General features: G+C 59.5%; 8 protein-coding genes and 1 pseudogene. 1 reads left to right on the top strand and 8 read right to left on the bottom strand.

Annotated features, from left to right (window positions below):
• Together HB680_RS14305 and HB680_RS32780 are read right to left on the bottom strand one after the other, a co-directional pair.
• Nucleotides 1–3,002 (bottom strand): amino acid adenylation domain-containing protein (locus HB680_RS14305; protein ID WP_213939264.1); only part of this gene is annotated, 3,002 nt, incomplete at its 3' end.
• A gap of 241 nt (nucleotides 3,003–3,243) precedes the next feature.
• Nucleotides 3,244–3,372, bottom strand: coding sequence for a hypothetical protein (locus HB680_RS32780; protein WP_256735529.1), 129 nt, complete (start codon nucleotides 3,370–3,372; stop codon nucleotides 3,244–3,246).
• A gap of 1,869 nt (nucleotides 3,373–5,241) precedes the next feature.
• Here HB680_RS32780 and HB680_RS14300 point away from each other — a divergent pair.
• Nucleotides 5,242–5,679: a diguanylate cyclase gene (locus HB680_RS14300; RefSeq protein ID WP_213939263.1), complete on the top strand. Its 438-nt coding sequence runs from the start codon at nucleotides 5,242–5,244 to the stop codon at nucleotides 5,677–5,679.
• Nucleotides 5,680–5,744: 65 nt separating this feature from the next.
• On the opposite strand, the pseudogene HB680_RS14295 reads toward HB680_RS14300, so the two are convergent.
• From HB680_RS14295 to HB680_RS14270, 6 genes and pseudogenes are all read right to left on the bottom strand, one after another.
• A pseudogene (locus tag HB680_RS14295) lies at nucleotides 5,745–5,924 on the bottom strand (transposase); the annotation flags it as partial.
• Between the two features lie 277 nt (nucleotides 5,925–6,201).
• Nucleotides 6,202–7,407, bottom strand: coding sequence for a 3-oxoadipyl-CoA thiolase (gene pcaF / locus HB680_RS14290; RefSeq protein ID WP_213939262.1), 1,206 nt, complete (start codon nucleotides 7,405–7,407; stop codon nucleotides 6,202–6,204).
• Between the two features lie 153 nt (nucleotides 7,408–7,560).
• Nucleotides 7,561–8,829 carry an OprD family porin gene (locus HB680_RS14285; protein ID WP_213939261.1) on the bottom strand — a complete coding sequence of 423 codons (1,269 nt, stop codon included), beginning with the start codon at nucleotides 8,827–8,829 and terminating at the stop codon, nucleotides 7,561–7,563.
• A gap of 100 nt (nucleotides 8,830–8,929) precedes the next feature.
• Nucleotides 8,930–9,817, bottom strand: a complete 888-nt coding sequence (locus HB680_RS14280) for an NAD(P)-dependent oxidoreductase (RefSeq protein ID WP_213939260.1) — start codon at nucleotides 9,815–9,817, stop codon at nucleotides 8,930–8,932.
• 23 nt (nucleotides 9,818–9,840) lie between these two features.
• The gene (locus HB680_RS14275; RefSeq protein WP_213939259.1) at nucleotides 9,841–11,895 is read right to left on the bottom strand and encodes a 3-hydroxyacyl-CoA dehydrogenase NAD-binding domain-containing protein; all 2,055 of its coding nucleotides are present in this window, start codon (nucleotides 11,893–11,895) and stop codon (nucleotides 9,841–9,843) included.
• On the bottom strand, nucleotides 11,892–13,982 hold the full coding sequence (locus HB680_RS14270; protein WP_213939258.1) for an acetate--CoA ligase family protein: 2,091 nt from the start codon (nucleotides 13,980–13,982) through the stop codon (nucleotides 11,892–11,894). Before HB680_RS14270 ends, HB680_RS14275 begins: the two co-directional genes overlap by 4 nt.
• Nucleotide 13,983 lies beyond the last annotated feature (1 nt).

The following is a 13,983-nucleotide window of genomic DNA, read 5'->3' as shown; positions in this document are numbered from 1 at the left end:
CGCTCCACACCCAGCAGTTGCTGCCAGATTCCCGCCAGCAGTTTCTCGGTCTCGCCTCGCGGCTTCTCATACGCGCCCTGCACGAAGGCGGTCGTGTCCGGCGCCGGCAACGCACGCTGGTCGAGCTTGCCGTTGGTCGTCAGCGGCAGGCTCGCCAGCGTCACGTAGGCCGCCGGTACCATATAATCCGGCAGGCGCGCTTGCAGGTGTCCGCGCAGCGTCTGCGCCAGGGACAACTCATCGCCCGACACCGGCACCACGTAGGCCACCAGGCGCTTGGCACCCGCGTCGTCCGCCCTGGCGATCACCGCCGCCTCGCGCACCGCCGGGTGCCCGCGTAGCAGCGTCTCAATCTCGCCCAGTTCGATACGGAACCCGCGGATTTTTACCTGCTGATCGGCGCGGCCCAAGTACTCCAGGTTGCCATCCGCCAGGTAGCGCACCAGATCGCCTGTGCGGTACAGCCGATCGCCCTCGAGGAAAGGGCTGGCCTTGAACTGTTCGGCAGTCAGTTGCTCGCGGTTCAGGTAGCCGCGCGCCACACCGACGCCTCCCACCCACAGCTCACCCGCCACGCCCACTGGCACCGGCTCGCCATGAGCGTCCAGCACATAGGCCCGGGTATTGGGCAACGGTCGACCAATGGATACCGGCTCGGCGGACAATGTCGACAGACAGGCCCAATCGGTGGCGCACACCGTGGTCTCGGTCGGGCCGTAGGCGTTGTGCACCTGCACCCGTCGACCAAGGGCCTGGATCAGCGCGGCGCTGGGCGCCTCGCCAGCCAGCACCAGCGTTTCCAGCCGGTCCAGCGCGTCCAGATCCGTGCGCCCCTGCAGCAAGGCCGGCGGCAAGGTAGCGTGGGTGATACGGTGCTCGGTCAGGTAATCGAACAGGCCGACCTGACGTTGCGGCTCGCTTGGCAGGTATAGGGTCGCTCCCGCCCCCAGGGCCATGACCATTTCCCAGACGCAGGCATCGAAACTGAACGAGGCGAACTGGATCACCCGGCTGGCCGGAGTGAGCCCGTACAGCGCAATCTGCGCCCGAGACAGGTTGACCAGGCCACGGTGCTCGACCATCACCCCCTTGGGCTGACCGGTCGAACCCGAGGTGTAGATGACGTAGGCCAGGTGCCGCGCGGTCAGGCCATCAAGGCTCGGGTTGTCGGCAGGCAAGGTGGCCCAGTGATGTGCATCAGTCTGCAGGTCGATGCGTGCGGTACCCGAAGGCGGGGCCAGGGCCGCGCCGTGGGTGAGCAGTACACATGGATCGCTGTCGGTGAGCATGTCGGCCAGTCGCTCGGCCGGGTACGCCGGGTCCAGCGGTACATAGGCACCGCCGGCCTTGAGCACCGCCAGCACCGCTACCACCTGCTCCAGCGAACGCTCCAGACAGATCGCCACCCGCGTATCCGCCGTCACGCCCAATTCGCGCAGGTGATGTGCCAGGCGGTTGGCCCGGGCGTTGAGTTCGGCATAACTCAGGTGCTGCCCATCGTGCACCAGCGCGCTCGCGTCAGGTGCGCATGACACCTGTTGCTCGAACAACTGATGAATGCACAGGTTATCGGGGTATGGCGTGCCGGTCTGGTTCCAGTCTTCCAGCAGCAACTGTCGCATGGGCGCGCCCAACAGGTCGAAACGGCCCAGCGGCAGCTCCGGCCGGTCCAGCACCGCCTGAAACAGCCGCGCCAGCCCCTCGAGATGCCCCTGCACGTCACCCATTTCGTACAAGGCGGCGTTGGCGTCGATATGCAACTCGATACCCGCCTGTGTGCCACGATTGAACGCAAAGAGGTTCAAATCCGCAGCCGGGCCATTGGCCAGGTTGTGCGGTGTGATCGAGTGACCTGCGAAACGGCAGTCATAGTCGAAAGGTTCGATACTGATCGAATGGGCGAACAACGACTCCTGCCGGGCCATCAAACCCAGATCCCGGTACAGGACCTCGGATGGATAGCGTCTGTGCGCCAATGCCTGAGTGATTTTTTCGCCAACCTGGCGCAGCAGCGTCGACAGACCCTGCTCACGAATCAGTGCCAGGCGCAGGGGAACCACATTGGCCAACATGCCCGGCGTATGACGTAACGCCGTGGTGTGGCGCGCCGCCACCGGGAACCCAACGATCAGCTCGTTCTTGCCAGTGATGCGTGAAAGGTAAATCGAAATCAGGGCAACGAGCAGTTGCGGCATCGACACGCCATGACCTTGCGCCATGTCCTTGAGACCAGCGGTCTGTGCCTGTGTGAGATACAGGCTACTACGCAGGATACCTTCGTCGTGGGTACGTCGACAGGACAGACTCGATGGCTCCGGTGCGCTGTCAAGGTAGTCCAGCCAGTGCTGCTTGTCCGTATGCCATTCATCAGACGCCTGGTAGCTCGCGGCTTCACTGAATAGATGCTCGGCATCGGCAAACCAGCAAGGCTCTGGCTCATGCCGGGTGACCAAGGCTGAATAGACCTGCGCCAGGCGACGGGTGATCATCGCCCGGGTTGCGCCATCGGCAATCAGATGATGATAGCGCTGATAAAACAGGAAACAGTCCGGTGCGACCTGCAGCAAGGCAAAACCGAACAGAGGGCCTTTGGCAGGATCGACCAGATGAGCCAGATCAGCCCGCATCCAGGCTTGGGCGGTAGTTTGCGGATCAGCTTCGCCGCTGCAATCGATAATCGGCAGCGACCAACCCTCATGAACAGCGCTACGCGCGACGGGCCCTTCACCCGTGTCGACGAACGTAAGGTGCAGGCTTGGAGCCTCCGCCAACACCTCTTGCAGCGCCTGTACGAAAATAGCCGGTGTGATCTGACCGTGGATCTGCAGATACTCGGCAATGTTATAAGTCGAGCTGGTGGGCTGAAGCAGTTGGCCAAACCAGACACCCTGTTGCGCCGGGCTCAGGGGCATCTCCCACCCACCGCCCTCGCCTGCTTTTCTGGATGGATCGGAGATGTCGGACGTGGAATCCAAACCGGCCTTTTCTGAATACATACTCATTACCTGCTTGCCATCATCATTTAGCGCCGCCCGCCAAGCGAACCGGATAAAGTAAGTGCAGACCACTTCCCATCACTGCGTAGGGCTTGCAAAGGGCGCCGGGGTCATACATGCAACAACTCCCGATCCGTCCATCAGGGATACTGAGAGCACTCGGTAGGATGCCGACATCGAAGTCACCAGATCGCCATGCCCAACAAGTTCAATGCCAAGCGCCGACACGGCAGCCTCACGCTGCGGATCACGGAGCCAGCCATTGATGCTTGGAACGCCACACCTCGAGCGGCGCGGACATCGCGGTGGTGATTCCGCCCCGGACCACCTCGATGGCGGATTCTGTATTGAGGATGAACGCCTTGCGCCGCGACATTCATGTTCACACCGTGGCAGCGCTCGGCAGGCTGGGCTGGCAGGAGGTAACCAGCTACGGCTGGCGCACTGGTCGAAAGCACGATAGGCCACTATAAGGTTCTCATCCGGACGCGGCTGCGCGCGCGAAACGACGCCGGCCGCCGCACCGACGCAACGGAGGGGGAATTCGTCCTGAACCGCTTGCTCGCGGCCGGTCAGCCGAGCTCCGTCCGCACCATGCGCGACGCCAATTGAGGGGATGGGAAAAGGGGGCTCCTCGTCCCGCTTCGCCTCCCTGCAACAACGCCACTCCTCATTCGCTGTTTTTGAGCGGACGGCCTGTGCATTCAACTTGTTTGGCTCCAACCATTGAGCGCAGCGCACGTCCAATAGACTCATACTGATCACTGCCTGTTTCCAACCATCAAACAAGTCGAAACACCACCCTGACAATGGATGATCCTCGCCCAATTCGGTATTAAGACCGTGCAGCCAAAAACAATGATGAAGCCAGCCATCCATCAATCCATCTATAGACGACAAAGGAGTACGAGAGAGACGGAACATTCTAACCTCATGCTCGGCGAATAAACTTCTCATGGCGTTGATCCGAAAAGGATCACTAGAGGCTTTCCGCAGTAATGACTTTACATTGACCGCGGCGCTCTTTAACTGAGGTGGTCTTGGCATGACATAGGAACTGACCTCGACAATCGGACTATTATTCCCTCCCTTCAATGTCGACCAGTGCGAGGCACTTGGGGAGCTTTTTCCAGGCAAATCGCAATATGCATAATCTATCGCCGGATAGACCGTGGTCAACTTGACCAATATCAGACCGTCGAAAACCGACAATTCTCGAATGCCATTCTCAAATCATTCAAGACAAAGGACATTCGATGCACAACGGCCAATGCCGAACACCCTGCATGTTTCGCGAGGGTAGCCTTGAAAGCACTTGCGCCACAGCGCGGACCGCTTAACACCCAGGCTACAGGCCACCGACTGCCTGCCCAGATCGCAACAGCGGCGGTTTCCTCCGGGAACAAGAAAAGTATTGTGGTACGAATTTCTTTTCATTGGCTTCTAAAAATGAAAGCCTGACGCCTTCGTTTTTGCGCACCAAAAGATTCCCCGTCATACCTGCCACCTCCATGCGCATATCGCTCTCAAAGACAATCGACGTCGCCACTCGGTTGAGTCTGCAATGAAACCAAGAATTCAAGAAACATACTGCATATCAGTAAAAAAATACTCACAGATAAAAAAACCACTGTCAATGATTTTAAAAAAACACCCCCAGCGATGCAACTAAACTCTATCAAATCAGGATGGAGCATGACGATTAAGACGCGATCCATACGTTAAAAATACTTCCTGTCTTAAACACTGCCTGATTAAAGCTGAAAACCCTATCAGGGAGCACCTCAATCTTAACAGGTAAAAACTGCATACACTCTAGGGGGAAGACTACCCTCCCCCGCACTACACACTCAAAGCACAAGAAAAAACGCCCCATGCCAAACCAACTCGAAGATTGACTCTTCGGATATTAAAACCGGGTATTTTTTGCATTACATATTGAATTTTAAATAATGCCCTGCATTAGGACGCTAACTGTGCAACAGTCTCTCCGTGGTGGCTTGATTCTATGGTGATAGCAAGGCATCTGGCGTTATAGCGCCGCGCATCGTTCTGCGTGAACCCCTTTAGCAAGCCTTTAACGATTCGGCCAAAAAGCAAGACGGCTATTTGAGCTGCGCCGCCTATCCCGATTTGCATACTCTTATCTTTACCCGCCAGGGTAATATGGAGCAGTGCGACAGCTTTATCATGCCGCCCCATTCAATGATTTTCGCCAGTCGTACTCCGGCCAATCAGATCAAGAGTGTGGCTACCCTTCGTAGATGGTCTGGAAGACGCATTAAAAGCGGCACGACGGCTACACGCTGTGATCGCGGCGTCATTTGAAATCGAAGGTATCGATCTCGACGTCGAAGCGAGCATAGGCGTTGTCATCTCTGGTTTGCACGGTGACGATTCTTCATCACTCTTGCAGCGCGCCGACATTGCCATGTATGAGGCCAAGACGCAGGGGAAAGGCATACTCGCTTACGATCCTGGCTCAGATCAGCGCTCTCCAGAACGTCTCGCCATGCTCGGTGATCTGCGTCGAGGTTTGGATCGTGACGTGCTGTATCTGGACTACCAGCCCCAGGTTAGTCTGAGTACTGGAAAAGTTATGGGGGTTGAAGCCCTTGTGCGCTCGCGGCACCCTACGGGCGTTACCTGCAAAACCAACAGACGGAAGCGCGAATTACCCTAGTCAGCTACATAGGCGTTCGTAAATGCTGTTTGACAGCCACTCACGGACGATCAAGCAGCTTGGATTCACGCCCTGATCGCTTCAAGCAGTCCTGAGATACCGAAGATGCTCATCATTCGTTTGAGGTTGTAGGCCAGCACATGAAGGCTCATCTCGGTACTTACCCTCGGCAGAGTTTTGGTCAGGAAGTGGGTACTTCTCATCCAGTATTTGAGCGTTCCAAAAGGATGTTCAACGGTCTATCGGCTTTGCTGCCTGATGTCAGGGGTTTCGGTACGAAGGTGATGATGCCAGCCTGCTCGCAGGTGCTGCTCAAGGCGGCTATTCGCCGAGGCAGTCCTCCCTACAAAGCGGCCCAAGAAATTCCTTGGGCCGTCATCGTTTCCGAAACGATTGATGATCGAGCAGCACACGCTCAAGCAACAGACCAATCGCTCCACTCAACCTTTCGACTCGGTGAACCTTTATTTCTACGCGCCCTCAGTAATGTCCAAATACATGATGTTAGGGGAGAATTCGACCTTAAACACGCTCCAGCACCAACGCCACTCCCTGTCCTACTCCGACACACATCGTTGCCAGAGCTTTATGCCCGGCGCACTTTTCCAGTTGATGCACTGCCGTCATCACCAGGCGCGCACCCGATGCACCGAGGGGATGACCTAAGGCGATCGCGCCGCCGTTGGGATTGACCCGAATGTCGTCATCCGCCAGCCCGAGTTGGTGGAGCACCGCCAAGCTCTGGCTCGCGAAGGCTTCATTGAGCTCGATGGTGTCGAAATCGGTGATGACCAAGCCCAGGCGCTGCAGCAACTGGCGCACCGCTGGAACCGGCCCCATGCCCATGATTCGCGGGGCAACGCCGGCACTGGCCATGCCCAGGACTTTGGCCCGTGGCGTGAGCCCGTGTCGTTGCACCGCGACGGCCGAGGCCAGGATGAGCGCCACTGCGCCGTCGTTGACCCCGGAAGCGTTGCCCGCGGTTACCGTATTATCACCGCCATTGACCGGCTTGAGCCGAGCCAGTGCCTCAAGAGTTGTTTGCGGGCGCGGGTGTTCGTCCTGATCCACCACTAGATCGCCCTTTTTGCCCCTGATCAGTACCGGGACAATTTCCTCGGCGAAAAAACCCAGGTCCTGGGCACGCATGGCACGCTGTTGGCTGCGCCAGGCGAACGCGTCCTGGTCAGCCCGAGAAACCAGCTGTTCGTTGGCCACGTTGTCTGCCGTTTGCGGCATGGCGTCGACGCCATATTGCGCCTGCATCAAGGGGTTGATGAAGCGCCAGCCAATGGTGGTGTCTTCGATGGCCTGGCCGCGACCAAACGCACTGTCGGACTTGCCCATCACATAGGGCGCCCGTGACATCGACTCGACGCCACCCGCCACGGCCAATTCCATTTCGCCACTGGCAATCGCTCGAAACGCCGTGCCGACTGCGTCCATGCCCGAGGCACACAAGCGATTGATCGTCACCCCGGGTACGCTCTCAGGCAGCCCCGCCAGCAGCAGCGCCATACGCGCTACGTTGCGGTTGTCTTCGCCGGCCTGGTTGGCGCAGCCGAGAAACACTTCATCGAGTTGCAGCCAATCCACCCCGGGGTTTCGCGCTACCAGCGCCTTTAGCGTTACCGCTGCCAGATCGTCGGCCCGCACCGTCGCCAGACTGCCACCGAAACGCCCGATAGGGGTGCGAATGGCGTCGCAGATATACACATCACGACTCATGCCTTTTCCTCTTTTTTGCGCACGTAGAAGCACTCTCCCCTGGCTTGAGCAACAGGTGAAAGTTCGCATTGATTGAGTTCGAACGTTGTTGGAACAACTGCCCTTTGAATCAGTTGCCTTAATCCGGCAAGAACCGGCGTACTCATCCTATCCCTAGAACAACGGCAGGCTGTAACTGATGATCAGCCGGTTCTCATCGACTCCTCGGGTAAAGTTGGAACGGTAAGTACTGTTACGCCAGCGGACGCCGACATTTTTTAGTACGCCGCTCTGGACGCTATAGCCAATTTCGCTATTGCGCTCCCACTCGCTGCCATTGCCGTTATGGGTCAAAACGTCTGCGTCATTGCCAGCAATGTAACGGGTCATCACTGTCAGCCCAGGAAGGCCGACGGTAGCGAAATCGAAGTCATAACGCAGTTGCCAGGTCCGTTCATTGCGCTCGACAAAATCGCCGACCAGGGCGAAGTGACTGGTGTACACATCCGCCCCTCCTACATAGGGCATCGCCGTGCGGCCGGTCATATTCTGGTAGGACACGCCCAATGCGTGACCTTGCAGGCTGTAGGTAAGAATGCCGTTGAACGAGCGGTTGTCGATATCACCCGCGTGAGCTGCGCCGCTCTTGTCACTGATGAAGTAACGCAAATCGGTTTTCAACTTGCCGGGTCCCAATGGCAAGGTCTGCACCAGACCCAAGTAGTGCTGCGTGTAGATATCTTCCAGTTCCGCCGCTTGGTAGGTCAGATTCAGCGTCGGGCTGAACGCATAGTCCACCCCGCCAAAACGGAAATGATCGGCCTGCGGTGTCGCGACGAAACGATGGTTGCGGTTGGTCAATGTCAACGCATCGTTGTCGGTGGAATCCCGGGCGGTTGCACCGTTGATCGAGCCGGCAGTAAAGGTGAAATGATCCAGTTCTTTAGAGTCGATGGTCCCGCCCTTGAAAGTCTGCGGCAAGATGCGTCCGGTATTACCCACCAATAGCGGCATCTTGAATTGCAAGGTCCCGACCTTCAGTTCGGACTTCGACACTCTGACTTTCGCGGTCAGCCCCAGTTTGCTGTATTCGCCGGCCGCCCGGCCGTCATCATGGACGGGAAGCAAGCCCGAGCCTGTCCGGTCAGGACTCGAGTCCAGGCGGGCACCGAGCATACCCAATGCATCCAGGCCGAAACCGACAGTTCCCTGGGTGTAGCCGGAGCGCAGATCAAGCATGAAACCCTGTGCCCACTCTTCTCGTTTCGACTGCCCGGCACCGTCGCGAAAGTCTCGACTGTAGTAAAAGTTGCTGGTCTGGAAAGTCCCATGGGCATCGTCGATAAAACCGGCGGCCTGGCTCGGTGATGCATACATCGCTGCCGCCAACAGGCCGTATCCCGACACGACAACACTGCCCGCTATCTTTTTATTGTTATTCATCGCTGCTCCAGAGTGCGACCTGCCTCAGGCAGGTCTGATTCATTATCTTTATGGGTATCAATCGTTGAAACGGGGTGTCTCAGATCGGCGCTCCAGGCAGTCAGCGATGCTCGATCAACTTGATCATCACGGGGTAATAAGCATCGCCATGACCCGCCGCCGACGTGCGTTCCAGCAATGCGGCCGTGGTTTGCGCTGAGATCGCCTCGATGCCGCCACTGGCGGCCAATTCCAGCGCCAGGCGGATGTCCTTGAGGGCGTAATCGACAGGGAATGTTTTCATCGGGAACTCATCTGGCAGCAGCGAAGACATGCCCGGCACCCTCAACGCAAAACTGTCAGCGGAACCCTTGGACAGTGCGTCGAACAACAGCGCTGGCTCGACCCCGGCGCGACGCCCGATGGCCAGCGCCTCGGCCAGGGCGTTGACCGTCATCAACACCACCATGTTGTTCATGATCTTGATCACTTGCCCGCAGCCGACCGGGCCGCAATGCAGCACATCCGTGCCCATGCTGCCGAGTAGCGGATTGAGCGTGGCGAAATGCTCCGGCGTCGAACCTACGCAGATCATCAACGTCCCCTGTCGCGCCGCTTCCCTTGAGCGCGCCACCGGTGCATCGACGTAGCCGATGCCCTTGTCGCGCAGGGTTCTGGCCAGGTTGCGTGAACGCTCTACATCGCTGGTGCTGGTATCGACAATCAGCTTCAGGCGTCCCGGTGTCTCGGCGAGCCCGCCCTTGCCCAGGCAGACTTTTTCGACGTGGTCGATACCCGGCAAAGACAGGAACAATACCTCCACCCCAGCCGCCAGTTCGGTCAGGCTCCCACACCCCCGAGCCCCCTGAGCCTGCAAGCGATCGACCGCCTGTGCATCCAGATCAAAGACGTGCACCGGCAGCCCACCCTTGCGGACCAGGTTGATGCACATCGGTTCACCCATGACACCCAAGCCGACAAACCCCACGGCATCGATAGATTCCTGCATGGTATTCACCTCGTTTTTATTGTTCAGATCGTTGTCGCGAGCACCGTCATGACCTGTTCCACACTGGCCACCGCAATGCCCTGACTGGCCGTCGCCAATGCCCGCAACGAAGCGTCCAGCCACTGCGGGTCTTGACGTCGCGCCCAGAACAACGGACCACCTTCCCAGCGCGGAAAGCCGTAACCGTTGACCAACACCAAATCGATATCGCTGGCCTGCTGCGCGACGTTTTGCGTCAGCAGCAACACCGCTTCACTGATCAGGCTGCCGAGCAGCCGCTGTTGAATGTCAGCGTCGGAAAACACCTGCGGGACGAGGCCTTTTTTCTCGCGCTCCTGCGCAATCAGTGTCTCGACAAACGGATCGACCAGACGCTTCTCATCGGCATAGTGGTAATACCCCGCTCCCGTTTTTCGGCCTAGCCGGCCGGCTTCGCACAGTCGATCCGCAATCGCGACGTAACGTATGCGTGGGTCCCGATCTGGCGCTGCAGCCTTGCGTATACGCCAAGCGATATCCAGTCCAGACAGATCAGCCACTGCGAACGGCCCCATGGCAAATCCGAACGCTTGCATCGCCGCATCTATCTGCTGTGGCGAGGCACCGTCCTCCAGCAGGTACTCGCATTGTCGGCGGTAGGCGGCGTAGATCCGGTTGCCAATGAAACCGAAGGCATTCGCCGCGATCACCGGGACCTTGCCCAGGCGTTTGCCCACCGCGAGTGCCATGGCCAGTGTTTGCGATGTGGTCGCGGCGCCACGGACAACCTCCAGTAGCGGCATGACATTGGCCGGACTGAAAAAGTGCAGCCCACAGACCAGGCCAGGCCTGGCACTGGCGGCGGCGATGACGTCCAGATCCAGATATGACGTGTTGCTGGCGATGATCGTCTCGGCTGGCAGCACGGCATCCAGCCGCTTGATCAGTTCAAGCTTCACGGCCATGTCTTCGAACACCGCTTCCACCACCAACTGGCACCCTGCCAACGCCTCGAAAGCACAGGACGGATGCAAGCGCTGCAAGCGTTGGTGAAGGTCCTGTTCGGTCAGCTTTTTGCTGTGCAATTGTTTGGCATGGATCGCCTCGATGCGCTCCAGACCGGCGGCCAGTGCCGCAGGTGATTGTTCGATCAAGGTCACGTCAAAACCGCCGTCGAGAAACGCCACGGCGATAGCGGCGCCCATGGTGCCGGCACCAATGATGCCGACTTGCTCGACGTGCATCGCCGGTGTTGCATCCGCCTTTGGCAGGCGCCCCGCGCTCCGTTCGGCGAAAAACAAGTGACGCAGCGCCGCTGCTTCCGGGCTGCTCCGCAACCGTTGAAAGGCTTCACGTTCGTTGCTCAATGCCTGCGCGGCAGGTAGCCGCGCCGCATCAAGCACCGCCTCGATGGCGGCCTGAACTGCCGGGCGGCCGCGCCCTTTACTCAATGCCAGGGAACAGGCCTTATCCAGCTGCTCGACAGACGCTTCAGGAATGGGCATCGCCAATACCGGACGCTTGCACGCCTGTCGCGCGAAACGTACTGCCGCCGCGCGTAGATCACCGTCAGCAACGACATCGATCATCCCTGACTTCAGCGCATCGACAGCGCTCACCCGCCGGCCGGAACAAATCAACTCTACGGCGGCGGCCATGCCCGCCAGCCGCGGCAGACGTTGCGTTCCGCCTGCGCCGGGGATAATGCCCAACGTGACTTCTGGCAACCCCAGCAGACAGGCTTGGCTGGCGATTCGTCCATCGCAGCCCAGCGCCAACTCGAAACCGCCCCCCAGTGCCGCACCATGCAGTGCGGCAACCACGGGTTTGGCACACACTTCAATCGCGGCAATGACCTCAGGCAATTGCGGGTCCTGCAACGGCTGACCGAATTCGCGCAGATCGGAGCCCGCAATAAAACCTCGACCCTGCCCCATGATCACAGCGGCACGAATGTCGTCGCTGGCGTCTACTCGTTCGATGGCCATCAGCAGTTCCCGGCGAACTTGCGCGGAAGCGGCATTGATCGGCGGGTTGTCGATAATCAACACGGCAACGTCGCCGTCCTGCTGCACATGCAACACTGGCGTGAGGTTCATGGATTCAGCACCGCGACGCCGTCCGCGGCAATCACACCCTGACCTTGGGGCAAGACAAACACCGGATTTATTTCCGCCTCGCCGAGGCGCTCGCCCAGCTGCGCGGCCATGTTCGAGAACGCGACGATGGCCGACACCAAGGCCGGAACGTCAGCGCGCGGACGCCCACGAAAACCATCCAGCAGCGGCCAGGTTTTCAGACCCTGCACCAGCGCCAGTGCTTGCTCGCGATCAAGTCCGGCACCGGGTACGAGCATGCGCAGGCTGGTGTCGTTGAACAGTTCGGCGGTGACACCGCCCATGCCCAACAACACGGCGATCCCCAGTGGGTCACGGCGCAGGCCAAGAATCAACTCAACGCCACCGGGCACCATTTCCTGAACGATGAAGCGCTCCAGGGTTTCTCCGGTATTGGCTTCGACCTCTTCGCGCATCCGCTCCAATCGTGGGCCGACGTCGACAGCATTGAGGTTGACCGCAACGCCGCCGACTTCACTTTTGTGGGTGATGTGACTGGACAGCATTTTGAGCACGACGCGCCCGCCCAATTCATGGGCCGCAGCCTGCGCTTCTTCGGCGTTGGCCACGATGATCTCCCGCGCTATGGGCACACCGAAACGGGCAAACAATTGCTTGGCTTGCACTTCGTTCAGCGAGCCATGGCCGAGGTCCGTCAGATCCACCGAGGGCTGGATGAGGGGCGATGACTCGGCGAACGCAGGTCGCGACGCTTTGTCGAACATGGCCGCCAGTACCGAGGTGCAGCTTTCCGGCGCGGTAAACGCGGGCACGCCATAGGCATTGAGCACGCTGATCGCTTGCGGTGCATGCGGGCTGACATAGGCCAGCACCGGTTTGTCACTGGCGGGCAGGCATTGCTTGATGGCGTCGGCCATCAACTCCGGCATGGCCAGGCCAGACGAGCCGACAATCACCACCACCGCGTCGTAACCAGGGCTGTCCAGCAGAATACGAATCGCGCTGCGCAGTAAATCCGGTTGCAGGCCTGCAAGGGTCACGTCGATAGGATTGCGATCCAGCGCAGCCGGCCCGCCCTGCTGCAAGTCCCGCAGACGCGCGGCGGTACTTTCATCAGGTGGCGGCGTATCGAAGCCGGCCATTCCCAAACTGTCGGCCACCAACGTACCCGCGCCCCCCGTTGAGGTGAGAATGGCCACTCGCTTGCCCCGTAACTGGCGAGCCGAAGACAGCGCATGCGGCAGATCGAGCAGGTCGGCGAAGGTCTGCGCGCGGATGATCCCGAGTTGCTGGAACAAGGCGTCGTACATCCGATCGGCACCCGCCATCGCGCCAGTATGGGATACCGCCGAGCGCGCACCGGACTCAGAGCGTCCGATCTTGAACACCACGATCGGTTTGCCGGCACGCGCGGCTTTAAGGGCCGCCTGGCGGAATTTTTCCGGGTTGCGCAGGCCTTCCATGTACAGCGCGATCACGGAGGTCGCGTCGTCGTCGACCAGGTAATCGACGAAGTCCGCCAGGTCCAGATCGGCCTCGTTGCTGGTCGAAATCAGCTTGGACAGACCAATGCCCCGCGACGCGGCGCGCGACAACAGTGCGCCAAGAATGCCGCCACTTTGCGAGACCACGGCGATGCCGCCGACGGGGAAATGCTCCATCTCCAGGGCACCACTGGCCGACAGGGTAATACCGTCGGTGAGATTCACCAGACCGATGGTGTTGGGCCCCAGCAAGCGCATGCTGCCTGCCGCTTCCAGCAATGCTTGCTGGCGCTTGCCCCCCTCACCGTCCAGCTCGGTGTAACCGCTGGCCAGGACGATGGCCGCTGCGGTACCGCGCAACGCCAGTGCCCGTACCGCTTCGTGGGCTTTTTCAGCGCCGAGCAAGACAATCCCTACGTCCGGCGCCTCCGGAAGCGACGCGATGTCGGCATAGCACGGCAAACCGGCAATTTCCTGATAGCGCGGATTGACCGGGTAAATCGTCCCGTCAAAACCATGTTTTTTCAGATACGTGATCGGGCGGCCAGCGGTTTTACTCGGGTCCGACGACGCACCGATGACAGCAACGCTGCGCGGACTCAACAGGCGAAAAATAGCGTTCATC

Source organism: Pseudomonas sp. dw_612 (assembly GCF_018449725.1).
In the GTDB taxonomy this organism is placed as follows: Bacteria; Pseudomonadota; Gammaproteobacteria; order Pseudomonadales; family Pseudomonadaceae; genus Aquipseudomonas.
This window is presented reverse-complemented; position numbering and strand designations above follow the sequence as displayed.